Below are 24,253 nucleotides of genomic sequence, written 5' to 3'. Positions count from 1 at the left end.
TCGAATTCAGTGTACGGGTGCGGCGAATCGGCGAATAGGCTCACCTTTTCTCAACCGTAGTATTTTCGTAAGATCGGGGCGTTGACGAAATTTCATCTGCGTTGACCGATTTACTGATGGACCGGCTGCGGCCGCGGCGCACGGCCAACTTCGGCTGCGGGCTCCCGACTTCTATCATCGGATATTGTCGAGAAATTGTATAGTTCGTTTCGTTATTCTATAGGAAAGAAGAATTATCGGGTTTCGACACGAACCGAGGGGGCGGGAACGATGGTATTGTCCGATTCGAACGAAAAGCCGCGGGAGACGGCCGCGGAGACCGATTCGCTGTCCGCGCTCGTCGACGAGGCGGTCGCGCGGGCGCGCCGGCTATTCGAAGAGGTGCGGGCGACGAAAAAAATTCCGCTTGCGGAATTGCGCAAGGAATTGATTCCGATCGTGCACGAGGCGGCGGACGGCAATCAGGCGATCCGCTTATTCGCTTCGCTGCAAGGAAAGGAAGACTATACGTACCGCCATCTCGTCGCGGTCGGGGCGATTTCGAACCTGATCGGCAAATGGATGGGGCTCGGCCGGCAGGAGCTGCTGCAGCTGACGACGGCCGCGCTGCTGCACGACGTCGGGAAAATGGCGATTCCGCCATCGATTCTGAATAAACCCGACAAGCTGACGGAGGAAGAGTACGCCTTGATGAAGAATCATACGGTATTGGGCTACGAGCTCATCAAGGAAACGGTCGGCGCGAGTCACCGGCAAGCGCTGGTCGCGCTTCAGCATCACGAGCGGATGGACGGTAGCGGGTATCCGTTCGGCATAACGGGGCCGAATATCGATCTGTTCAGCCGAATCGTGGCGGTCGCGGACCTGTTCCATGCGATGGCGTCGGAGCGGGTGTACCGTCATCCTTCGCCGTTCTACGAGGTGCTGTCCCAGATGGGGAAGGACGCCTTCGGAACGCTGGACCCCGTCGTGACGCGGTTGTTCGTCGAGAAGACGATGAGCGGGTTGATCGGCTATCCGGTCCGGCTCACGGACGGCAGCGAAGGAATCGTTCTTCTCATCCATACCTACGATCCGACTCGCCCGCTTGTCCGGACGGAAGACCGGTTCGTCGATTTGAGCAAGGACGGGTCCGTGCAAATCGCGCAAATTCTTTAATCCCTATAGATCGGAAAGGGAGTGACGGCATGATTATCGACGGAAACTACAATTATTACATTGTTGCCCTTTCCATCTTGATCGCGATTTTGGCATCTTACTCGGCGCTTCATATCACGTCCAAAATATCGCATGCCGCGGGCAAATCGAAGTTTTTTTGGATATGGGCCGGCGCCTTCGTCATGGGAAGCGGCGTCTGGTCGATGCATTTCGTCGGCATGCTCGCGTTCCATCTGCACGTGGACGTCCGCTACGACGTTCCGCTTACGCTGGTTTCGATGGCGGCGAGCGTCGTCGCTTCCTTCATCGCGTTTTATGCGACGATGCCGAAGCGGATCAATTGGGTGAAGATCGCCATAGGCGGCTTCTTCATGGGCAGCGGAATCGTCGCGATGCACTACACGGGGATGGAAGCGATGGTCATGCCCGTCAAGCTCACGTACGATCCGCTGTATTGGACGTTGTCCGCCGTTATCGCCCTCGTCGTCTCTTATGTGGCGCTGCTGCTGTTTCTCCGGTTCCGCAACAGCGGGTCGTCCGGCTGGCTCAAGTGGGCGTCCGCCGTCGTTATGGGGTTTGCGGTTTGCGGCATGCATTATACGGGGATGAAGGCGGCGGTGTTCGAGGGTCACTCGGGCATGAGCATGGACCACGGCGCGCCGAACGTCGATTTGTTCCTGCTGTACGGCGTCACGGTCACGATTTTTTTGATTCTGATGGTTTCGTGGGGAGCGATCTTCTTCGACCGGCACGTGCTGGAGAAGATGGCGTACCAGGACGCGATTACGGGGCTGCCCAACCGGAACGAGATGAACCGTTTTTTCGATACGCACGAAGGCGACGAAAGCCTGGGCGTGCTGTTCCTCGACCTCGATCAATTCAAGGCGATCAACGACACGTTGGGTCATAATATAGGAGATTTGCTCGTCCAGGAGGTCGGAAACCGTCTTCGCCCGTTCAATCGGAACGATCGGCAGGCGTTCCGGATCGGGGGGGACGAGTTTTTGATCGTCGTGAAAAACTGCGGGCAGGAGCAAGCGGAGCAGCTGGCCGAGACGATTTTGCAGCGCATCAAGCAGCCGTATTTTATCGAGGGCAACGAGCTGTACGTGACGGGGAGCATCGGGATCAGCATCGGCTCCCTGCGGGGCTCCGACCGGTCGACGCTGCTGAAGACCGCGGATACCGCCATGTACAAGGCGAAGGGGATGGGGAAAAACCAGTACTGCGTCTACGACGAGACGATGGGCAGCCGCGAGGTGCGGAGGATGGAGCTGGAGAAAGATTTGCACCGGGCTTTGGAGCACAACCAGTTCTTCGTCGTCTACCAGCCGAAATGGAACGTCAAGACGAACAGCCTGTTCGGGTTCGAGGCGCTGATCCGGTGGGACCACCCCCGGCTGGGCGTCGTATCCCCGGTGGAATTCATTTCGATCGCGGAGGAGACGGGCTTCATCGTTCCGATGACGAGGTGGACGCTGGCCGAGGCGTGCCGGCAGTGCAAGTCGTGGCAGGAGGCGGGACTCGTCCAGCCGGTATCGGTCAACTTGTCGATCCGCTTGTTCCAGAGCGGCAGCCTGCACGAGCTCGTGCAGGGCGCTTTGGACAAGGCCGGGCTCGATCCGCATTTGCTGGAGCTCGAAATTACGGAATCGATGGTGCTTCACGACATTAACGATATCGTCCGGCAGCTGCAAGCCATCCGGGCGATGGGCGTCCGCGTATCGATGGACGACTTCGGCACCGGCTACTCCTCCATCGGCTTGCTCGACCGCATCCCGATCGACGCGCTGAAGCTGGACAAGCTGTTCACGAACGATTTGGTGACGCCGAGCAAGCGGGCGATCATCAACGCGATCGTGCTGATGGCGGAGACGCTGAACCTGGAGGTGATCGCCGAGGGCGTGGAGAACGAGGAGCACATCCGGTTTTTGACGCAGCTCGGCTGTACCGTGATGCAGGGGTACTATTACGGCAGACCGATGAAGACGGACGAAGTCGGCGAATGGCTGAAAAAGCCGCCCGCCGGCGGAAGCGTCGAGGTATCGTAAAGATCGCAGCATATGGAAACGTGAAAGCCGCCGGTTCGAACCGGCGGCTTTTCGCATGGCTTTTTAGTGAAATATGTCGAAAGTGTTCAGAATCCGTTCAGCGGTGAAATGGTACTATGGAACTACGTAAGCGGCTCACAGTCCGCGACGGATTGAGCTTGCACTCGCTACCCCGACATGAAGAGGTGAATCATTTGATGAAGGCAAGGAAATCCGGATTTCTTCAGACTGCGGCGGCCTCCGCGGCTCATCTGCTGCTGGCTGGCTCCCTGCTGCTCGGAGCGGCTCCGGTCGCATTGGCGGGACAGGGCCCGAGCCCGGGCCCGGGCTTTGCGCTGTTCGTTCCCTCGGAACAAACCTTTTTGGCCAATCCGCAGGACGTTGCCGTCGACAGCCAAGGCAACTTTTATGTGACGGACTTGGAAGGGACAATCAAGATATTTGACGGAAACGGGACGTTGATTCGCACATTGGGCAGCCCTGGAATCGGAGACGGGGAGTTGAAAGTAACGAACGGCATCGCCATCGACGGCAGCGACAATGTTTACGTCGTGGAGGGCGCGCCGAACAACCGTTTGCAAAAGTTCGATGCGAACGGCAATTTTGTTTGGAAGATCGGTTCGTACGGAAACGGGGACGGGCAGTTCTCCACGCCTCGGGACGTCGCGGTTGACAGCGCGGGGAACATTTACGTTGTGGATAGCTCGAATGTAAGAATTCAAAAATTCGACAGCAGCGGCCATTTCGTCGCCAAGTGGGGCTCCGGCGGTACGGGAGACGGGCAATTTCAGTCGCCGTACGGTATTGCCATCGACGGCAATGACATGATTTACGTAACGGATGCCAGAACCGACAACTACGGCATCGACCGTGTGCAGAAGTTCGATACGAACGGCGCTTTCCAGTCCCAATGGGGGAGCAAAGGCAGCGCGGACGGGCAATTCGATCACCCGGAAGGCATAGCGGTGGACAGCGACGGCAATGTGTACGTGGCGGACAAGATCAATAAGCGCGTGCAAAAGTTTGATACCAACGGCACGTTTATCGCCAAATGGGCTCAGGCCAGCCTGCAGCCATCCGGCGTGGCCGTCGATCGCGCGGGCAACATCTATGTGGCGGAATTCTCGTCCAATCGCGTGCAGAAGTGGGATGCAAGCGGAACGGTCATTAAAAAAATGGAAAGCAAGGGGATCGACAACGGATTGTTTAACTATCCGGCCGGTGTAACGGTGGACGGAGCCGGCAACGTATACGCGGTTGATTCGGGCAACGGCCGGATTCAAAAGCTGGACGCGAACGGAACGTTCGTCTCCGCGTTCGGAAGACGGGGATTCTCCAATGGTGAGCTCAGTCAGCCTTCCGGTATAGCGGTTGACGAAGCCGGCAATAGCTACGTCGTGGATAGCCAAAGTCATCGCGTGCAAAAGTTCGATGCCGGCGGGAACTTCGTTGCGGTCATTGGAACTCCGGGAATAGGGGACGGACAGTTTATTTATCCCGAAGCGATCGCCATCGACGGCAGCGGCAATTTGTATGTCGCGGAAACGGGCAGCAACCGGATTCAGAAGCTCGACGCCTCCGGCGGTTTTCTCGCCAAATGGGGCAGCGCCGGCACGGCGGATGGCCAATTCAACGCTCCGAGCGGAATCGCGTTCGACGGCGAAGGCAACGTTTATGTGTCGGACAAAGGGAACAACCGGGTACAGGTGTTCGACGCAAGCGGACAATTTTTGAGGAAATGGGGAACGGCCGGCACCGGCGACGGGCAGCTCGGCTCGCCTTACGGCATTGCCGTAACCGGAGGCGGCGACGTCTATGTTGCCGATTCCGATAACAATCGGGTTCAGAAGTTCGATCAAAACGGCAATTTCAAGGCAAAATGGGGGACAACCGGAAGTGAGCCCGGTCAATTCAAAAACCCCAAAGGAGTGGCGGTCGATCGTAACGGCAGCGTGTATGTCGCCGACTATGGTAACCACCGAATCCAAGTGTTAAAGAACGTGTCGGATAAGGCGGACAAGCCGACGGCCAATCCGGCCGGCGGAGAGGTGGCGGCGGGCACGAACGTAACGCTTTCCGGCACGACGGTCGGAGCAGCCGTCTATTATACGACCGACGGTTCGACGCCGACGGCGGCCAGCCCCCTTTACGGCGGGCCGATCGCCGTTACGCAGGCGATGACGATCAAGGCGATCGCCGTTAAAGCGGGCATGGCCGTCAGCGACGTCATGAGCGAAAGCTATACGATCGCTTCCGGCGGCGGGAATTGGATGAAGGGCGACGTAAACGGCGACGGCTTCGTGACGCCGGCCGACGCGCTGTACATCACGAAATATGGGCAAGGCAAAATTCAATTGTCCGACGAGCAGAAGCGGATTTTGGACATGAATGACGATTCGGTTCTGGACAATCGGGACGTAGCCATTATCTTGCAATTGTATTTGGGAGGGGGCCAGCCGGGATGATCGAGCGAATGACACAAAGGGCGGCCGGCCGCCTGCGACAAACGATCGGCCTGCTGGTCGCGATCGGCCTGATCTGTTCCTTCGGCTCCGCCGTCGCGCTTGCCGAGCCGACGCCCGTAACGGCGGAGGCGGACAGTGTCGCCGGCCAAACGGGAGAAACGGTTTCCGTTGCGGTTTATATGGATCCGCGAGGCATCGACGGCATCTGGGCGTATTCGATGGAGGTGGCGTACGACCCGGCGGTGCTGGAGGTGACGTCGAACGGCGGCGTGGAGAGCAGTGTAGACACGCTCGGCTTTGATGTCGATACCGATACGAGCGGACTCGTCAAGGTGGACGCACAGCTATTGGGCTTTATTACGGAACGCCAGCCGGTGTTTACGATCCGGTTTACCGTCAAAAACGATGCGCCGTCCGGGGACACGAACGTGACGATTCGATCGGCGACGTACACGGACGAAACGACCCCTAGGGCGGTGCCGCGGTTGAAAGGCGGCAAAGTGAGCGTAACGGCGGTATCGCGGGTGACGGTCGGAGCCGGCAGCGTCTCCGGCCAGGCGGGTCAAACGGTAAGCGTGCCGGTGACGGTGACGTCGGTTTCCTATTCGGCGGTATCCGCCTACGGCATCCACATCGATTTTGACCCGACCGCGCTGGAGGTCGCCGGCATTGCCGGCCAATCGGGAGACTATTTCTTCTCCGTGCAAGACAATGCGCAGGGCTGGCTGAAGGCGGCCTGGGTCGACGCGGCGGGCGGCGATCCGGGGATCGGCGCGGGAGGAAGGCTGTTTACGGTCGACTTTACGATCAAGGCGAACGCTTCGCTCGGCGACAAATGGCTGACGGTTCATCCGGTTGACGTCCATCATTTTACGATGACGGATTCCAACGCGAACGAAATGAATAAAACGTGGACGAACGGCAAGGTGACGGTGGGTGTCGGCTCCCCCGGTTCCGCCGATCCGGATCCGTCCTCGCCAAGCGATGGACCGGGCGTTCCCGGACAGCCTTCGGGCGGCTCGCAGCAGCCGGCGGGCGGCGGACTGGACGTGCTCGTCAACGGCAAGGCGGAAAACGCCGGGACGGCGACAACCGCCGTCGTGGACGGGCGGACCGTCACGACCGTAGCCGTGGACCGGCGGAAGCTGGAAGAGAAGCTGGCGGCGGAAGGTACGGGCGCGACCGTGACGATTCCGGTCGCCGGCAAGACGGATGTCGTGTCGATCGGCCTGAACGGCCAAATGGTTCGCGGCATGGAGGACAAGCAGGCGACCGTTGTCGTCCGCACCGCGTTCGCGACGTATACGCTGCCGGCCAAGCGGATCGATATCGGGGCGATCGCCGCTAAGCTCGGGCCGAATGCGACGTTGTCGGATATCGAGGTGCGGATCGAAATCGCCGCACCGACGGCCGGGCTGACGAAGCTCGCCGAGCGGGCGGCGGAAGCGGGAGACTTTACCGTCGTAGCGCCGCCGGTCAGCTTTACCGTTACGGCCGTTCACGGGGGCTCGACGATTGACGTATCGGCATTCGACGTCTACGTGGAACGGACGATCGCCCTGCCGGACGACGCCGATCCGGGCAAGATTACGACGGCGGTCGTGGTCGATCCGGACGGCACGGTTCGCCATGTGCCGACTCGGGTGACGCAGGAGGGCGGCACGTACCAAGCGAAGGTGAACAGCTTGACGAACAGCGCGTACGCGGTCGTCTGGCATCCGGTGGAGTTCGCCGACGTCGCTTCCCATTGGGCGAAGGACGCCGTCAACGACATAGGCTCGCGGATGATCGCGAACGGGACGGGCGAAGGAACGTTCGCGCCGGATCGGGAGGTGACGCGGGCGGAATTCGCCGCGATCTTGGCGCGCGGTCTCGGTCTGAAGCCGCAAAGCGGAACGAATTCGTTCGCGGACGTGAAGGCGGGGGACTGGTACGAGGGCGCGGTGGAAGCGGCGTACGCTTACGGCTTGATCGGCGGCTTCGAGGACGGCACGTTCCGGGCGGAGGAGTCGATCACGCGGGAGCAGGCGATGACGATCGTCGCCCGGGCGATGGGCATCACCGGCCTCGACGCGAAATCATCCTCGGCTTCGTCCGGCCTGCGGCTGGAGGCGTATGCGGATGCGGATAACGTGGCCGAATGGGCGAGGAGCGCGGCGGCGGACTGTCTGCAGGCCGGTCTCGTCAACGGCCGGTCCGCCGACGAGCTGGCGCCGCAAGGGCCTATGACCCGCGCGGAAGTGGCGGTGATCGTGCAGCGGCTGCTGCACAAGTCCGAGCTGATTTAAAACTTACGGGAGGGGCTCCCGCAGACGGCGACAGAAGCCGCTTTGCGGGGGCTCCCTTTTTTGGAGCGACATTCCCATCAATCCCTTGCGGACTCGGCCGCGAGCCGTTGTTTGCAGACGAACAAAGCCTTTTCGGGTATCGCGGCCGAAAAGGCTTTTTATTTTTGAAAAAAGGCGAAGCGCGGGAACTATTGACGTCGCTCGGCGGTCTGTATAGGGAAAGAGGTGGTAATCGCTTGGACGAGGAATATTTCCAATATTCGCTGCCGAACGTTCCCGGCGACATTCGCCCGCTTATGGAGAAGTACGGGCAGGACGTTTGGAACTACGCGTTTTTCATCACCAAAAAGCACGATGCGGCGGACGACGTGTTTCAAGAGGTGTTTCTCAAAGTGTTCCGCCATATGGAATCGTTTCGCGGGGAAGCTTCGATGAAGACGTGGCTGCTGAAAATAACGCGCAATACGGCTTACGCGTACCGCAGCTCCGCGTTTCTGCGGAGAATGGTGCCGTTCGGCCAAGTGCCCCGGCCAACGTTCATCCGTCGGCCGAGGAGGAATATTTCCGGGGCTACACGGACGACCTTTGGGAGCTGGTGCTGCGTCTGCCCGTCCGCTACCGGGAGGTGCTCGTGCTCCATGCCCGGTACGCGATGGACGAAGGCGGAATCGCGCGGCTGCTCGGGCTGCCGGCCGGAACGGTGAAATCGCGCCTGCACCGGGCGAGGAAGAAAATGTCGACGATGCTGAAGGAGGGAGCGGACCATGAACGAACCTAATCCGGATTGGTACGGGAGGCTGTCGAAAGGGCCGTTCGCGGCGAAAACCGTAACGAACCGCTTGATGGCCGAAACGGAGCGGAAGATCGGAAGGCGCCTCTCCCGCCGGGGCGGCTTCAAAGCCGGGGCCGTCGTCGGCGCCTGCCTCCTATGCGGCATGGCCATTCTCACGTTCGGCCTGAACGGCTGGAAACAGCCGCCGGGAACCGGAAAGGACGTTCCCGAGCCGATTCCCGCCCCTTCCGTCGTGCGGCCGCCGACGACGGAGCCGGAATCGCCGCCGGCTTCGGAGGAGCCGGACGCCGACGGCGTGTACGTCGTCCGTAACGGAAGCGAGGTCGGCCAAGGGCCGGTGTCCCGAACGCATACGACGCTCGGCGGCATTCGCATCGGCGATACGCAAGAGCAGGTAAGGGCGCTGCTCGGCGAGCCGGGCGAGAGGACAATCGCGGCCGGGACGCCGTACCCGTTGTGGCGCTACCCGGAATGGGACATGGACGTCACGTTTTATCGCAAAGCGGAAATCGAGCCTGCGGGCGGCGTCCTCTCGGTCTCGATCGGCGCGCGGTCGTCGCAGAGGCTGACCGATCGTGTCGCGGGAGGAATCGCCGCAGGGGACGGACTGGACCGGCTGCTGGAGCTGTACCGGCCGCTCGGCGGCACGGCGGACGACGGAACGGAGCGCCGGTTTTGGATTCGGGGCTCGGAGCCTGCGGGGAACGGCTTGTACAAGCCGGTCGTCCGTATCGCGATGAAGGAAGGCCGCGTCTCGGGCATTTCGCTGGACAACGAAGGCGACGATCCGAATCCGACGCCCGGGACGGACGTGATAAACGGCAAGCCGGTGCGGGCCAGAGCCGTATCCGGCACCGGGGAGCTGCTGGTGCTGCCGGACGGAGAGGAGACGGTCGGGCTGCTGGAAGCCCCCTCCTGCTTGGGGAGGGAAATCGATTATCGGTTCGCAGGAGCGTATCGTACGTATTTCAAGGGAAAAGACGGGCAGCCGGCGGCGTTATCGGACCGGCCGATTCCGGATCTGATCTACCCGTCGAACGAATCGCTGCCGTTTCCGAAGCTGTCGTTCGATACGTTCGAGGCGTTTTATTTCATTCCCCGCTACGCGGATTGCCACGGGCTGACCTTTTACTTGTACGGGACGGACGACAAGGGGGCGTATCCGTTCCGGTTCGAGCTGGAGGACGGAAGCGTATCCGATACGTTTTACGTGCTGCCGGGGACGAAGCCGAAGGCGGAGAACGACTTCCTTGTTACGTATGGCGGCGGGGGAGCCGGGACGGACGGTTATACGCGGTATTCCTTCAAGCCCGATCCGGGCGGCAAGCTCATGAAGCTGGTCCAGACGGACCGTTTGAAGGAACGGCCGAAGCTCGAATAGGATGGGGGTATCCTTTCCATAAATAAACGCGGCCCTCGATGGCCTAAGCATCGACGGCCGCGTTTGCGCTAGAAGGGTCGTCCTCGTCCGGCTTCGGAACGTCGAACCGGACGATCGTGCCTTGCTCCGGCACGCTGTGCACGTGCAAGCCGCTGCCGTACATTTGCCGCAGCCGGCGGTCCAAATTGTAGAGACCGACTCCTCGCCGTTTGCCCGCCCCGGTCCGGTTGGCGGCAAACAGCTCCCGCATCGTCTCGTCCGACATGCCGACTCCGTCATCCTCGACCTCGACGTGCATCCGGTCGTCCCGCTCCGTTATCCGGATCCGGATCGTGCCCCCCCGGGGCCTCCGAAGGACGCCGTGGCGGACGGCGTTCTCGACGAGCGTCTGCACGGATATGGGCGGCAGCTTCCGCTCGAGGTCGGCCTGCTCCGTCTCCCAGACGACCTGCAGCCGGTCGCCGAACCGCTCCTTCTCGATGAACAAGTACGAGCGGACGATCTCGAGCTCGTGCCGCAGCGGAACGTGCCGGTCCAAATTGCGGAAGTCGAAGCTGGTGCGCAAGTAATGGCCGAACATGTCCAGCATGTCTCGCATCCGCTTCGTATCGAATTCGCTGAGAGCGGCGATCGAATTCAACGTGTTGTACAGAAAATGCGGCTTGATCTGGGCATGCAGCCAGGCCGCCTCCAGCCGCCGCCGTTCCGCCGACGAGCGGCTCAAGCCGATCAGGGCGTTGACGCGGGCTTTCAGCTCCAGCGCGTCCACCGGCTTCGTCACGTAGTCGTTGGCGCCGGCTTTGAAGCCGACGGACACGTCCTCCGGGCGGCTTCTCGCCGTGAGCAGAAGAATCGGCAGCTCGGACATGCCGAACCGTTCGCGGATGACGGACGTCAGCTCGTAGCCCGACATATGCGGCATCATGACGTCGGCGACGACGAGATCCCACGGGGTATCGCACAGCTTCTTCAACGCCTCCGTGCCGCTCATGACGGCGACGACCTCACAATGCTCGGCGGTCAGCAGATCGGTCATAATTTTCAAATTGACCGGGTCGTCGTCGACGACGAGCACCTTCGGCCTATCGCCGATAAAGTCGGGAGGAGGGAAAACGCCGACCGTCGCCGACGATGCGGCGATCGCGCCGGCAGTCGCCGCTTCTTCGTAAGCGACCGGAATGTTCAGCCGGGCCGCTTCGACTTCCTCCGACTCCGGGCACTCCGAGAGCGGCAGCGCGAACGAGAAGACGGAGCCGCGGCCGGGTTCCGACTCGACGGTCAACGTCCCGCCGTGGAGCTCGACGAGCCGGGCGCTGATGCTCAGCCCGAGTCCGAGCCCGGATGCGGTTGCCGTCATGCCGGTCTCGCCCCGCTCGTACGGCTCGAATACGCGCCGACGCGTCTCCTCGTCCATTCCGACGCCCGTATCGGACACGAGGACGCAAGCTTTTCCGTCCCTGACCTCGGCGGTGATCGCGATTTGCCCTTCATTCGTGTACTTGACCGCATTATGGAGCAGGTTGAACAATATTTGCACGAGCCGGTTCTCGTCGGCGAGCACGCAAGGAAACGTATCGGGAACGTTCAGCACGAGCTTGATGTTTTTCCCGTCCGTCATGAAACGCAGCATGTCCAGCACGCCGGCGGCCGACGCTTGAAGGCGTACGGCCGACAAGTTCAGCCGCACGTTCTCCTCCTGGAGCCGCGTCGCATCGAGCAGATCGTTCAGCAAAAACGACATGCGGCGACCGACGGCAAGGAGCAGCTCCAAATCGTTTCGCGCCTTGTCCCCGAGCGACCGGCCCTCGTTGGCCGCAATCGACTCGGCGATATGAAGAATGCCGTGGAGCGGGTTGCGCAGCTCGTGCGACGTGTTCGCCAAAAACTCGTCCTTTTGACGGTGCGCTTTTTGGAGCCGCTCGGCAAGCAGCTCGGTTTGCTCGGTCGCCCGGAAAAACCGCTTGAACCAAAACGCCGCCATGCTGAAAAACGAAGCGACGATGTCGAGCGGATAGTAAGGCGCATCGTACAGGCCGACGTTCGCAAGCACGCCCCATATGACGTGAGAGGCGACGCCCGCCGCCGACAGCAGCATGTAGAGGACGTCCTCCCGGCCTCTCAGGGCGGCCCGAAGCCAGAGGACGGGAGCCACCATGGAGGGGATGACGTTGAACGCATACAATAACGGCTCCGTCGCCCCCGCATACGAGGCCGGAGCGAAGAGAACGAACAGCGCGTACGCGGCGCACGCCGCGGAAAACCAAGCCGAAATTTTGTACTTCCCGTATTCCGGGAACAAGTGCTTGGTGAACAAAACCATGAAGGCCGAGGTGCCGATGTAGGACCAAAATTTCAGCTTGGTCGACCATTCGAAATCGAGCGGGAGCCAGCTGAACAGCAGCATGTCGTAATTGGTCAATACGGTAAGCGCCGTGGACAGGACGAGCAGCGAGAAGTAAATCAGCGCTTTTTGCCGCGGGCGGAACACGTACAAAATCGCGGCGTACAACCCGTGTATGCCGAGCACGATCCCGACGGTCAAGCTCATGCCCATCGAAAGCACGCCGTCATGACGCACGGCGGCGGCGCTGCCGAACGAAATCGAGCGGACGATGCCGCCGTTCGTCGCATAATCGAAATTCGAGACGCGCACGGCCACGTCGATAACGCCGCCTTCCGGCGAGAAAAAGGCGGAGTACGGAACGTTGCGCAGCTTGTACGGCTCTCGCGTAGCGGCGATTTGTCCGCTGCCGGCGAGCGGCTGTCCGTTCACCCAAATGTCGGAGGCGCCGTGTATGCTGCGCACTTGGATGCCGTACGTCCGTTCCGCCCGATCGCCGACCCGGATTTGCAGCCGGTACGTTCCGAACCCGTAAGCGGTTTCCTCTGCTCCCGACACAAAGCGGTCCCAAGCGCCCGGGACCGGAAGGTAGACGCCGCCGTTCGACCCCGCCGGGTCGGCGGTGCGCACGTCGGACATCATCCATTGTCCGGGGAAAAACGCCCATTCGCCGTCCAGCGGTATCGGCTTGCCGTTGTCGAAATCCCAACCCCTCAAATCCAATACGCCGCGCACGGCTTCCGGATGTCCCGGGGGCATATGGGAGGCGACCCACAGGAGCCTTAGTCCGCTTAACGTCATGAGAAACAGCGCGGTAATCAGCAATATTTTCGTCTTGGTCATCTCGGCCGACGTTTGTGCAGCATAATCCGCAACCTTTCTTCCGGATATGTTTAGAAAAAGACGCAGCCATGAAGGACTGCGTCTTTTTCGGTTTGGTTCGAACGTTACCAGAGCGGCTCGTCGATGACGGTCGTCAGCTTTTCCGAACCGTCGGGATTACGCTCGTATTCGTGCGTGACGGAGCTTTCCTCGACTTGACCGAACGCCCAATGCGATTCGGACACGTCCGGCCATGTCGCTTTCCCGCCGGTAAGCGGGCCGCGGTTCAGCAGACGGTTGATCATCGTCACCGCTTCGGTGCGGATGATCGAGGCGTCCGGCTTGAACGTGCCGTCCGGGTAGCCGTCGACGATCCGGTTGCGCAGCAGCTCTTCGATCTGGTTTTTCGCCCAGTGGCTGTCCACGTCTCCCATTTGGACCCGAATCGGCGCGCGGTCCTGCATGTCCAGGAAGCGGAAGATGACCGTCGCCAGCTCGGCTCTCGTAATCGCCTGGTCCGGCTTGAACGTGCCGTCCTCATAGCCGCCGAACAGTCCCGCTCTCGTCGCCGCTTCGATGTACTCGGCGGCCCAGAAGCCGGCCGTTACGTCGGAGTAGAAGGAAGTGCCTTGAACCGTATGCTTCAAATCTTTGATGCGGGCGAATATCGCCGCCACTTCCGCGCGGGTGATCGAGCGGTTGGGCTTGAACGTGCCGTCCGGATAGCCGGCGATATAGCGCTTGTGCATTTGCTCGCCGAAGCGGTCCGAGAACAGCAGCATCCGGAGCTTCGATTCGTCGTCCTGCACGTTGACGACCTGGCCCGCGCTCTTGATGCGCGCTTCGCCTTGCACGACCGTCTCCGCTTGCGCAAGCGAGTTCGGCTTCACGCGGGCTTTGAACGTAATGCGGCCCGAAGCGTCGGGAAGCAGGTTGCCCAAGCTCCACGCGATCTTGTCGCCCTTCACCGTACCGTTCGCGGCATCGATAATTTCCGCGAAGGAAGGGATGACGGCTTCGATCGTGACGTCTTTCGCTTCCGATTTCGTCTTATTCAGGTACTCGATCGTGAAGACGATGGTGCCGCCTTCCGGGTAAGCCGCCTTGTCGCTCGACAGGCTGACGGCCAAATCGACTTGGCCGGACGTCGTGCCCGGGTTCGGGTTCGGCGTTGGCGTACCGCCGCCGATCGGACCCTGGATCGGGCCGGGATCGCTGCTTTCCTCCGGAATCGGAGTCAGCTGCAGGTCGTGGCGCACGATCGCTTCTTCGACCGAAATGATCGGACTGTTGTACGTGTAGTAGCCGGGTTTGTTCACCCTTACGATATAATCCGCAAAGGGATAAACCATGTAAGCGTAGAAACCGAACGCATCCGTATCCTGCGGATTGTGATTGTTCCGCGGGGCGAAGCCGACGAGCTCGGGAAGACCGACAAGCGCTCCCGCCGTTCTAAGGTTGTTGCGGTTTCTTTCCGTATCCGCATACAGCAGCTCGACGTGAGCGTCCGGAATAACCCGACCGGTGTCTCTGTCCGTGACGGTTCCGTACGGGTCGATCAGGTCGGCCGCAATGTTCATTTCCCCGTTCGCTTTCACTTCCAGCTTCGGATACGTGCCTTTCCGGCTTAGATTGACGATGATTTCTTGGCCCGGCTCGACTTCCATCGCGATCGCGAATCGGTACGTGCCGGCGTTCAAGTATTGGATGTTGAACGAGCCGTTCGTATCGTCGATGTCGAAGGTGACCGGAATGCCGGCTTGCATGATCTTGTTGCCTTGCTCGTCGAGCAGGTAGCCTTTCATTTTGCCGTACAGCTCCGCCGGCAGCTGCGCGGTCCGCTTGTCCGGCATTTCCGCCAGCATCAAGCCGCTCGCCGCTTTCACCGAAGGATACTTCTGGAAGCCGTTGTCCGTAATGACGCCGACGGCGGCCGTTTGCGGGAACGAGATGAGCTTCGTTTCCCCGCCGATGACGACCGGCTTCGTGACGAGAACGTCATAGACGGTGTCGCCGCGAGGTACCGCGATCGTATAGGCGCCGTTCGAGTCCGTGACGGCCGTGCCCGAGAACGTGACGCCGTTGCCGAAGTCTTTGCTGACGACGACGGTAGCGCCCGGTACGGGAACGTGTTTGCCTTCCTTGTCGATCTCCGTGACGAAGCCGGTTACGGCGCCGGGATCGAACGTAATGACGATGTTCGCCGTCGCGTACAGCCCGCGCGAAGGGTCGTTCACGTCCGTCTTCACCGGAATCCGAACGGAAGACGTGCCCGTAACCGTATCGGAACGGAACGGTACTTTCGCTTGTCCGTTAACGTCCGTGGTGGCCGTCGTCCCATTCGGGAAGAAGCCTTTGCCGGTCGGGGACGAGAACGTCACCGTGACGCCCGGGACCGGTTTGCCGTCCGAGTCGGTAATCGTTGCCGTCAATTCGGTTTCCGATTGGCCGTCGCCGAGAATCGTCGTCGGGTTCGCCGACAAGACGATCTTGAACGGGGACAGCTTCGCGTCGACGGTTACCGTATCGGTCGACGGGTGCTGCGGTAATGCGTAGAACTGGGTTTTGCTTTCCGCGTATTCTTCCTTGGACACGATAAGCTCGTACGGTTTCACCGGTACGTCCGCGAACGAGTAGAAGCCGTTCGCATCCGCGGTAGTCTCGCGTACCGCTCCCGTCGCCGCGTCGACCAGCTTGACGGTGGCGCCTGGAATCGGGCTAGCGCTGACGGAATCGGTAATGTGTCCTTGCACGTTCACCTTGCTTTGAATGCGGACCGGATTGTTCTCGCCGACCGATCCGGGAACGCCTGTCACTTCGTCGGCTTCGACTTGGTGACCGCCGGCGTCGTAAGCGTAAAACGCCAAGTTGTACGTGCCGGTCGGAATCGCATCCGGCAAGCGGCTGTCCGCGATCCATTTCTTATGGCCGTCCTGAACGTAAGTGTCCGGGTTGGCCAGCTTCAAGTCGAATTGCTCGGTAGTCGTTCCGTGCGTGTACTGCGCCGTTACTTTGGCGATATGGACCGCGCTGACCGCATTCGCGATCAAGGAGTCGAGATAGCCGTATACGGGCAGCTGCCACGCTTCGCGCGCTTGCTCGCCGCTCCAGCCGTCGAGGCCGATCGGGCCGACGATCTTGAGCTTGTCCTGCGCGCTGTGCCGTTCGCCGGTCAAGGACGCGACGGCGGACAAGGTAAGGAGGCGATAAGCCGAATTGTCGTACGGCGTGTCTTCCGGCACGTGTGCGACCAATCGCAGCGGCAAGGAAGCCCCCGCGTTCAGCGGAACGACGACCTGACCGCCCTCGTTATAGGCGGGATCGATCTCGGTCCACTGCCAGCCGCTGCCGGTTTCGGTCCAGAGCGCCACCCGCTGTCCGTTCACGAACAGCTCGGTCGGGAACGGGCTTTGCAGCTCCAGCTTGAACCGGTCATGCCCCGCGCCGGTATTCGTGAGCGTGTGATCGAACGCGGCCGTTTGTCCCGCCGTCACTTCCAGCGTGCCGGAACCGTCCAGCATATGGCTGCCGCGGACGACGACGCCCGGTTGGCCGGTTTGCAGCGGCCCGTATTGCTGTCCGCCGCTAGGCAGAGAGAAGTACTGCGTCAATTTGCCCGTGGCGTACACGCTTGCGGTTACCGTCGTCGTGTCGCGGGCGACGGCGTACAGCGTCAAGGTGCGCGAATCGCCGGGGTTGATCGGCTCAATCATCGTCCACTGGACCTTTTCGCGATCCGCATCGTAAATGACCGAGTCGGAGCCGTTGGAGCTGGAGCCGTCATTCGTCCAATAGACGGCTTGGTCCAAGTAAACCGAATTCGTAACGGACCATAGCGAGACGTCCATGTACGGATTGTAAGCGGCGCTTTTTCCGTTGTTGGCGACCGTAACGGTAAAGGCAATCCGTTCACCCGGTGCCGTGACTTGCGATTTGTCCGCGTTGATGAGAACGGACAGATCGGGCCATACGACGTCCAGAGCGATTTTGCTGGACACGGCCGTTGATGGTGTCCCCGAAGGCGTGGCGGACGGGTAGTAGCTGATTTTCGTATCGAAACCGGTCTTGTAAGGATTGTCCGTATGAACGGCATCCGTCTTGACGCGCGTTTCGACCGTAATCGTATCGTCGACCGTTTGCCCGGGTTTCCCTAGAATGTCGCCGAGCGGATAACCGTTTCCTACGCGCGGCAGCTCCGTAGTCCCTCGCTTCACACTGACGATCTCCTGCTCGGTAAAGAGGTTCGCATCGGCGGCCAATACCGCGCCGTACGCCGTGCTTTCCGCCGGTACGTTCAGATCGAGTTTGTACGTGATCGTGTCGCCCGGGCGAACCGTGCTCGTGCTGTTGTTATTCGAGCTGCCCGCCACCGTCGCTGTCACCGTCATGTCGGCGATCCCCAGCGTATGTTTGGCCGGCAAGTTCGGAGCGTATTTCTTGGCTGTCGTTCCGACCAGGGTTACATCGGAGGTGGACGTGTATTCCTTCAGCGTCGCTATGACGTCGAAGCCGGTTGCCCCCGCGCCTGCGGCGGCGGTCGTCTTCAACGCGAACGACAAATCTTTCGTTCCGCCCTTCGCGATGGCGTCGCTCAAGTTCCAGGTCACTTTGCCGTCGGCGAACGTACCGTTATCGCTTGGAGTTCCGACGACAGTCAGTCCGGCCGGAATCGGGACTTCAACGACCGTGTTATAGGCCGATCCTTGTCCGTTATTCGTCAGGCGGTACGTGGCGGTAATGTTCGGATCGGCGTCGGAAAATTCCGGGCCGCTTACAACCGATTGAGCCGTGATGGCGAGCTCCGGTTGAACGACCGCGATCGTTGTCGTCTCGGCCGGCGTCGCCTTGGACGCTCCGCCCGCCGTTACGAGCCATTTCGCTATGGCCGATGTGCCGAAGTTGGCGGTACGAGCCGTAAACGAGCCTTGACCGACCGCATCGCCGTCCGCTTTGGCGCGAAGCTTGACCGTGTATTCCCGAACCTGTTCCCCGCCCGTCGCGTCGATGACGTTGTCGGATCCTTCGCCGGGAACGGGAATCGTAAGCTTCCCTCCGGATATCGTGCTGCCTGCCGGCTGCGCGACCACTTCGAATTTCGCCAGAGCATCAAACGTATCTTCAACCGATACGTTGTACGCCTTCGTACCCGGCGGCACTTTGACGGTCAGCTTGTAATCGACCGTATCGCCGGGGCGAATTTCCGTCAGGCTGCTTCCGTTGCTCGTCGCGACGATTTCGTTCGTCAGCGAGACGCCCGGAATGTTGATGTTGCCCGTCGAAGTCGATGGGGCGAACTTCACGTTGGTCGGCGCTTCGCTCGTTTTGTCCGGATCGTTGGTGTACGCTTCCGGCGTCGCGTAATAGCTGCCGGTGGAGCCTTTGATCTGGTACGTCGAGCCCGAGCCCTTTACTTCCACGAGCTGCGCCTTGAACTTATAGGCCGGAAGGCTGGAACCTGCGTCCAGATTCACTGGGTTAAAGGTCATTTTATCCCCGTTAACCGGGTCCGGTTGCACCGTGCCCGGCGGATCGACAAACTCGAAGCCTGCCGGAAGCGTTACGAACGGAGTAAAGGAGTAAGCCGTGTTGCTTCCGCTGTTGGTAATCGTAAACGTAAACTCCCGCGGCACTTCTTTTTCCATGTCGATCGTGCTTGGCGATAAAACGGTCGTCAGGTTCGGTTTTTGGACCGTAACGACAGGTTTGCTGCTAATGGAATAGCGCACGGGAGTCGGATCGGGATTCGGATTGGCCCATTCAAAAAATGCGTCGGTGCCTTGATTCTCCGAATTGCCCGAGCCGATGGCCTCGATTTTCGTTTTGACATAAACCGTATACACCCGATTGCTCCCATCGACGGTCGGGGTCAGATCCGTTGCGTTGATGGTGACTTTTCGGCTGTTTTTCGTAAAGAGAACCGGGGTTCCTTCACTATTGGTCGTTTTGTCGAAGGAAGCGAAAACCTTCAAGTCCGCGTCCGCGATCGACTGGTTGCTATGAATCGTATCGATGATCGTCGCGTCTTCCGTCGTCAAGTTGGAGTTGACGGCAACCTTGACTTCGTACACGACCCAATCGCCCACCCGCAGGGCGCCCGGATCGTTCGCCGAATCGTACAACGTTTTCGCGATGGTCGGACTGCCCGCAATCATCGTGACGTGCGACGCTTCGGTTCCGGTATAGCCGCGCGAGGTTCCGGAGGCACTGCTTTTGTACGTCCGGGAGGACTCCTGTTTAATGTCTTTGCGCGCCCCGATCGGTCCCTTGATTTTGGCCTTATACTTCAGCTCGATCGTCTGATTGCTCCCGGCCAGCGGGTTCGTTAGCGTAAAGACCAGAATGCCGGGAGTCGACGAGTCCGTCGTATAATTGCCCGAGACCGGTGTAATATCGTACAGATCATTCGGCAGCGTTTCCGTAAAGACGACATTGTGGGCGTCGCCTTTCCCGGTGTTGGTCAGACGGAGCGTCACCTCGACCTGCTGCTCTCCGACGACCTGCACATGGGTCGAATCGACGTTCGTACTGCCGATGAAGCGGTTAAGCGTGATAGCAGGCTCCACGTAGGTCAACTCGACGCTGTCGCGCTTGCTCTCGATCCGTTCCGGCGAGTTGCGATACGACAGCACTACCAAATTTTCCGACGACTTGTCGGCCACGATGAGCGGATCGTCGGCTACGATCACGTTTACTCGCGCCGTCAACAGCCCGGTTATGGAGTCCGGCATGCTCCATACGATCATTTTGTTGGCGGAATCGTACGGTTGAGCGGTGGATCCCGCAAAATCCGTTTTGTCGACCAGCTCGGTGCCCAGCGGCAGGAAGTCGTACACTTCCACGCCGTGCTGCTTGGCCGTTATGCCTTCCGCATTGTAAGTCAGCTCGATGGTGACTTTGTCGCCGACGGACACGTTCGCCTTCTTCTTCGGCGTACCCAGGGGAACGTCATTGATCGCCACGATCTCCTCGATGATCGTCGGAGCCGTAATTTTGACGGTGGTGCTGTCATGCAGCTCCATGATGACGCCGCTAGGGCCCGTAAATGCGTCTTTGACGTCCACGCGGTTATCGATGCTGTCGCCCGAATAGGTCAAGCCCGGGTAAAGCTTGTCCCAGTCAGCGTCGATAACCGTGGTATAGCTCAAGGTCACGGTCTTTAGAGCGACCGTCTCGGACGCGTTCAGGCTCCAAGTCAGCTTGGTCGTCCCGTCGCTTTCCCGGTTGAACGGGGCAGAGAGGCGGTCGGCCGCCGTTACCTGCTGCCCGTCGCCGACGGTATCGACCACGACGACGTTCTGTACGTTGTAGTAGGCGTTCGTCTTCAGACGAATCGTATAGTTCAACGTTTCGCCGACGTCCGATTCGTCTTCTTCCTTGCCGTTAACGAGCTTGTCGACGACAATGTCTTTCGCCGTCGCGGTGAACCGGTACCTCTCGTGGCCGCCATCCGTAAAAGTCTGGCCTCGGGCCGTAGCGCTGAACGCCACGCGGTTGGTCACCGTCGTACCGTCAACGAGGATGGTGCCGCCGGCTTGGTTATTGACCGTATTGTAAAATGCGGTCGGGATCGTTACCGTTCCTTTGGCGCCTGCGGCAACCGTCTTGCCGCTCCAGCCTGCCGTGCTGCCGGTGACCGAGGCGTCTGCCAGGCCAGTGATCGTACCGTCAACGGCGATGTCGCTGCCGTACACCCTCAAGCTTCCGTCGAACACGGCCTGCAAGCTGGTGAACGTGACGGCGTCCCGCGTGTTGACGTCCATATGAAGGACGTTGTTGAACGCGCCCCATTTGTCGTCGCCGGCTCCTTTGACTTGTCCGCCCGCATCCTCGACCGTAATCGTGAAAGGCACGACGGTAAGCGCCAAGCTCCCGCTCACGTTCGTATTCGGCGCGGGCCCTTCGAACAATTGGCGAGGGTCGTAGCTGGCGAACACGTCGACACCGAGAGACAGAGCGGTTCCGAAGGCGACGTCCGTTTTTGCCGTCCGTTCCAACGTTTCCGTCGATTTTACTTGGACCGGAAAAGTAAACGATTCGTACGGAGCGAGATCTCGCAAATCTCTCCACTTCAAAAGCTCTTTCCCTTCGGAAGTGATTTCCTTCGAGAACGGCGCAAGGGACTGGCTGTCGCTCAGCTTCAAGCCGTCCGGCAGCTCGAGCTGAAGCCCGACGTTGTAAGCCCAGTCGGTATGGACGGCCGGATTGTCCGTATTGCTTCCACCGCTGCTCTCGCTTGCGCAAGTAGCATCGACGGAGCAGTTTTTCACCGTGACGTTTAATGTCACCTCCTTACCCAAGACGATTTCGCCCGGAGATTCGACCGAAACCGACATCTTCCCGGCAAACTTGTGCTCCGTTCCCGCTTCCGCCGTCGTCGCGAACAAATTCGTCACGAGCGAGAACAGCAGCAGGAACGACATTGCGGCTGCAATGCTTCTCCTAGTCATGCGGATTAGGTTCCTCCTCCTAGATGCTGCCGGAACCCGTCCCGGTGGACTAGGTCTCCGGTACGTCAAACATTTAAGCACGGAAATCTATACAAAAAATGAACAAGTCACTCCCCCGATCGGACGAACGTTACGCTTTTGCCCAGCTCGACCTTGGCGACTTCCCAGCCGGCGTTCAGCCAGGCTAGCGCCTGGGTGCTCGATTCGTGGTTGCCCCACCATGACCGGTGCTTATAGGCCGATGCCGGAAGCTTGAACCCGAGAATGTTTTCGATTTCGAGGAAGGTGAGGCGCACTTCCGCTTTATGGGCCAAATATTTTTCCAACAGCTTATACTGCATGCAATCAACTCCTTTCCGAATTACTATAAGAACCGAATCTGTACAGATTCTGAAAAAAATGACGAAGTATGCGAAAATTGAGGCGAAAGGACTATTCCCATTGCCTATTCAAATCCGGCCCGTTTGCGACGATATTAGAGATAGGGCGTTCAAGGACAAGGCAACAAGGCACAGCGGCGGAATTCCGGCCGCCGCTAATAACGAGGTGAACATCGATTGATGAGAGCGATCTTGACGGACGATGAGGATTTGGCGCTCCGTTACTTGGAGAAGCTGCTTCGCGATATCGGAGACGTCGACATAATCGGAAAATATTACGATGCCGAGGAAGCGCTGGAGGCGGCCTGCACCGACCCGCCGGACGTCATATTCTTCGACATCGACATGCCCGGCATAAGCGGAATCGAAGCGGCGGAGCGGCTGTCCGAGAGACTGCCCGCGACGGACGTCGTGTTCGTCACCGCCTATGAGGAATATGCGATCAAGGCGTTCGAGCTGAATGCCGTCGACTATATTTTGAAGCCGGTAGAGGAGAAGAGGCTGGCGTGTACGATCGCGAGGCTGAGGAGCAGCCGGGAGCATAAGCCTGCCGTCCCGCACCATCGGCCGGCGATGATCCGCTGCTTTCAGCTGCTGGAGGTCGACGTCGACAAGCCGGAGACGATTCCGTGGCGAACGACGAAGGCGCAGGAGCTGTTCGCCTTTCTCATTCATTACCGCGACCAGCCGGTGCGCAAGGACGTGCTGCTCGACCTGCTGTGGCCGGACGTCGACATGAAGAAAGGGTACGCCCAGCTGTACACCGCCATTTACCAAATCCGCAAAACGGTCGACGCGCTCGGCATCGGCTTGCGGATCGTCAACCACGAGAAGGGGTACCGGCTCGAGCTGAACGACGTTCGCCTCGACATCGAGGAATGGGAGCGGAGCGTGATGGAGGCGAACGATATCGGCCCGGACAATCTGGAGCACCATTTGGCGCTTCTGGACATGTACCGCGGCGACTACTTGGCGGATTACGATTACTTGTGGGCGGAGGGAGAGCGGCAGCGGCTGAAGACGATATGGCTTCGGCACGCGATGGCGGTGGCCGAATGGCTGGATCGGACCGACAAGGATAAGGAGCTGTTCGCCCTCTACTTCCGGGCGCTGCGCATGTTCCCCTACTCGGAGGAAGTGCATTTCGCCCTGCTGAAGCTTCACGCGAAGCAAGGGGATTGGGCGGCGGTCGAGAAGCAGTACGCCGATCTGGAGCGGATGGTGCGCTCGGAATTCGGCACCGACGTGCCGGCGTCGATCCAGAGCTGGTATAAGGAATGGAAAACGTCTTGAGACGCGGTTCCCATACGGAAGGCCCTTTTCTCATCGGGGAGAAAAGGGCCGCTTTTTCGTTTGCGCCGAATCCGAAATGGAGCGCGAAGTCCGGGAAAGCGGGACGTCCCCGTACGAACGCCCGTTACTCGGCGATCGGTGCCTTCGCGCGTTTGTACGCTTGCACGCTTCCGACCGGCAGCCGGCGCCGCGATTGCCGTACCCCGGCTTTACCGCGCACCGCCGCCGTGACGCGATCCGCGATCCGGTGCAGCGCTTCGACCACGAGAATCGCGCCGACGGCGTCGAGGATGACATGCTGCTTGAGCAGAACGGTCGAGGCGATAATGAGGATCGCCATCGTCGAGACGGCGATTTTCAACGGCCGGCGTATGCCGCGATCGGAGTTGAACGCTCTCATGATGAAGTAGGACGTCAGCACGTGCGTGCTCGGGAAACAGTTCACCGGATTGTCCGAGCCGTACACCGACAAGACGAGCCGCTCCAGTCAGTCGCTCCCGTCCAGCGCCGGGCGGGGGACGGCCGTTTGATAGACGGCGTACACGCCGTAGCAGACGAGCAGCCCGATATTGAACAGAACGAGCGTTTTGATATATAACGGACGGTTTTTGAAAGCCAAGTAGACGAATGCGGCGAAAATGAACGCGAACCATCCCAAGTAAGGGAGGACGAACAGCTTCACGAAAGGCGTATGCCGATCGAGGTCGGTGACGAGGCTGTAGGCGGGCCGGTCGAGCCGGTTCAAATACACGTAGATCAAGCTCAAAAGCGGGATCGACAGCAGCAGGCTCAACGAGAACAGATGAGCCCGGAAGACGTTCCATCGGATCATAC

12 protein-coding genes and 1 pseudogene are annotated in these 24,253 nt (G+C 60.0%); 8 read left to right on the top strand and 5 right to left on the bottom strand.

Annotated features, from left to right (window positions below; all coding sequences use genetic code 11):
* Positions 1 to 270: 270 nt before the first annotated feature.
* The 7 genes and pseudogenes from DLM86_RS16030 to DLM86_RS16005 all read left to right on the top strand — a co-directional run bounded on the left by DLM86_RS16030 (position 271) and on the right by DLM86_RS16005 (position 10,136).
* Positions 271 to 1,158: an HD-GYP domain-containing protein gene (locus DLM86_RS16030; RefSeq protein WP_110841033.1), complete on the top strand. Its 888-nt coding sequence runs from the start codon at positions 271 to 273 to the stop codon at positions 1,156 to 1,158.
* Positions 1,159 to 1,187: 29 nt separating this feature from the next.
* Positions 1,188 to 3,209 (top strand): bifunctional diguanylate cyclase/phosphodiesterase, encoded by a 2,022-nt coding sequence (locus DLM86_RS16025; RefSeq protein ID WP_245954622.1) that lies wholly within the window; start codon positions 1,188 to 1,190, stop codon positions 3,207 to 3,209.
* A 197-nt stretch (positions 3,210 to 3,406) separates the two neighbouring features.
* Positions 3,407 to 5,674: an SBBP repeat-containing protein gene (locus DLM86_RS16020; RefSeq protein ID WP_158289496.1), complete on the top strand. Its 2,268-nt coding sequence runs from the start codon at positions 3,407 to 3,409 to the stop codon at positions 5,672 to 5,674.
* 8 nt (positions 5,675 to 5,682) lie between these two features.
* Positions 5,683 to 7,962 (top strand): S-layer homology domain-containing protein, encoded by a 2,280-nt coding sequence (locus tag DLM86_RS16015; RefSeq protein ID WP_158289495.1) that lies wholly within the window; start codon positions 5,683 to 5,685, stop codon positions 7,960 to 7,962.
* Positions 7,963 to 8,258: 296 nt separating this feature from the next.
* A pseudogene (locus DLM86_RS33095) lies at positions 8,259 to 8,384 on the top strand (RNA polymerase sigma factor); the annotation flags it as partial.
* 17 nt (positions 8,385 to 8,401) lie between these two features.
* Complete coding sequence (locus DLM86_RS16010) at positions 8,402 to 8,740, top strand: RNA polymerase sigma factor (RefSeq protein ID WP_342773089.1); 339 nt, start codon at positions 8,402 to 8,404, stop codon at positions 8,738 to 8,740.
* Positions 8,727 to 10,136 carry a hypothetical protein gene (locus tag DLM86_RS16005; RefSeq protein WP_110841030.1) on the top strand — a complete coding sequence of 470 codons (1,410 nt, stop codon included), beginning with the start codon at positions 8,727 to 8,729 and terminating at the stop codon, positions 10,134 to 10,136. Before DLM86_RS16010 ends, DLM86_RS16005 begins: the two co-directional genes overlap by 14 nt.
* 43 nt (positions 10,137 to 10,179) lie before the next feature.
* Here DLM86_RS16005 and DLM86_RS16000 read toward each other — a convergent pair whose 3' ends face one another.
* The 3 genes from DLM86_RS16000 to DLM86_RS15990 all read right to left on the bottom strand — a co-directional run bounded on the left by DLM86_RS16000 (position 10,180) and on the right by DLM86_RS15990 (position 22,087).
* On the bottom strand, positions 10,180 to 13,320 hold the full coding sequence (locus tag DLM86_RS16000; RefSeq protein ID WP_110841029.1) for a hybrid sensor histidine kinase/response regulator: 3,141 nt from the start codon (positions 13,318 to 13,320) through the stop codon (positions 10,180 to 10,182).
* A 104-nt stretch (positions 13,321 to 13,424) separates the two neighbouring features.
* On the bottom strand, positions 13,425 to 21,746 hold the full coding sequence (locus DLM86_RS15995) for an S-layer homology domain-containing protein (protein ID WP_110841028.1): 8,322 nt from the start codon (positions 21,744 to 21,746) through the stop codon (positions 13,425 to 13,427).
* Positions 21,747 to 21,853: 107 nt separating this feature from the next.
* Positions 21,854 to 22,087 (bottom strand): DUF7662 domain-containing protein, encoded by a 234-nt coding sequence (locus tag DLM86_RS15990; RefSeq protein ID WP_110841027.1) that lies wholly within the window; start codon positions 22,085 to 22,087, stop codon positions 21,854 to 21,856.
* A gap of 219 nt (positions 22,088 to 22,306) precedes the next feature.
* Between DLM86_RS15990 and DLM86_RS15985 the strand changes: the two genes are divergently transcribed.
* A complete protein-coding gene (locus tag DLM86_RS15985) occupies positions 22,307 to 23,419 on the top strand; it encodes a response regulator (RefSeq protein ID WP_245954620.1) in 1,113 nt (370 codons plus the stop codon).
* Between the two features lie 124 nt (positions 23,420 to 23,543).
* On the opposite strand, the gene DLM86_RS15980 is transcribed toward DLM86_RS15985, so the two are convergent.
* Positions 23,544 to 23,891 carry a phosphatase PAP2 family protein gene (locus tag DLM86_RS15980; RefSeq protein WP_158289494.1) on the bottom strand — a complete coding sequence of 116 codons (348 nt, stop codon included), beginning with the start codon at positions 23,889 to 23,891 and terminating at the stop codon, positions 23,544 to 23,546.
* A gap of 15 nt (positions 23,892 to 23,906) precedes the next feature.
* Positions 23,907 to 24,251 carry a hypothetical protein gene (locus DLM86_RS15975; protein ID WP_110841024.1) on the bottom strand — a complete coding sequence of 115 codons (345 nt, stop codon included), beginning with the start codon at positions 24,249 to 24,251 and terminating at the stop codon, positions 23,907 to 23,909.
* Positions 24,252 to 24,253 lie beyond the last annotated feature (2 nt).

The sequence above is a fragment of the Paenibacillus flagellatus genome (assembly GCF_003217775.1).
Classification (GTDB): domain Bacteria; phylum Bacillota; class Bacilli; order Paenibacillales; family NBRC-103111; genus Paenibacillus_AB; species Paenibacillus_AB flagellatus.
This window is presented reverse-complemented; position numbering and strand designations above follow the sequence as displayed.

Bases quoted from the DNA above. Each gene is read 5' to 3' on its own strand.
- DLM86_RS16030 (WP_110841033.1), top strand. From the start codon at position 271: ATGGTATTGTCCGATTCGAACGAAAAGCCGCGGGAGACGGCCGCGGAG.
- DLM86_RS16025 (WP_245954622.1), top strand. From the start codon at position 1,188: ATGATTATCGACGGAAACTACAATTATTACATTGTTGCCCTTTCCATC.
- DLM86_RS16020 (WP_158289496.1), top strand. From the start codon at position 3,407: ATGAAGGCAAGGAAATCCGGATTTCTTCAGACTGCGGCGGCCTCCGCG.
- DLM86_RS16015 (WP_158289495.1), top strand. From the start codon at position 5,683: ATGACACAAAGGGCGGCCGGCCGCCTGCGACAAACGATCGGCCTGCTG.
- DLM86_RS16005 (WP_110841030.1), top strand. From the start codon at position 8,727: ATGAACGAACCTAATCCGGATTGGTACGGGAGGCTGTCGAAAGGGCCG.
- DLM86_RS16000 (WP_110841029.1), bottom strand. From the start codon at position 13,320: ATGACCAAGACGAAAATATTGCTGATTACCGCGCTGTTTCTCATGACG.
- DLM86_RS15995 (WP_110841028.1), bottom strand. From the start codon at position 21,746: ATGACTAGGAGAAGCATTGCAGCCGCAATGTCGTTCCTGCTGCTGTTC.
- DLM86_RS15990 (WP_110841027.1), bottom strand. From the start codon at position 22,087: ATGCAGTATAAGCTGTTGGAAAAATATTTGGCCCATAAAGCGGAAGTG.
- DLM86_RS15985 (WP_245954620.1), top strand. From the start codon at position 22,307: ATGAGAGCGATCTTGACGGACGATGAGGATTTGGCGCTCCGTTACTTG.
- DLM86_RS15975 (WP_110841024.1), bottom strand. From the start codon at position 24,251: ATGATCCGATGGAACGTCTTCCGGGCTCATCTGTTCTCGTTGAGCCTG.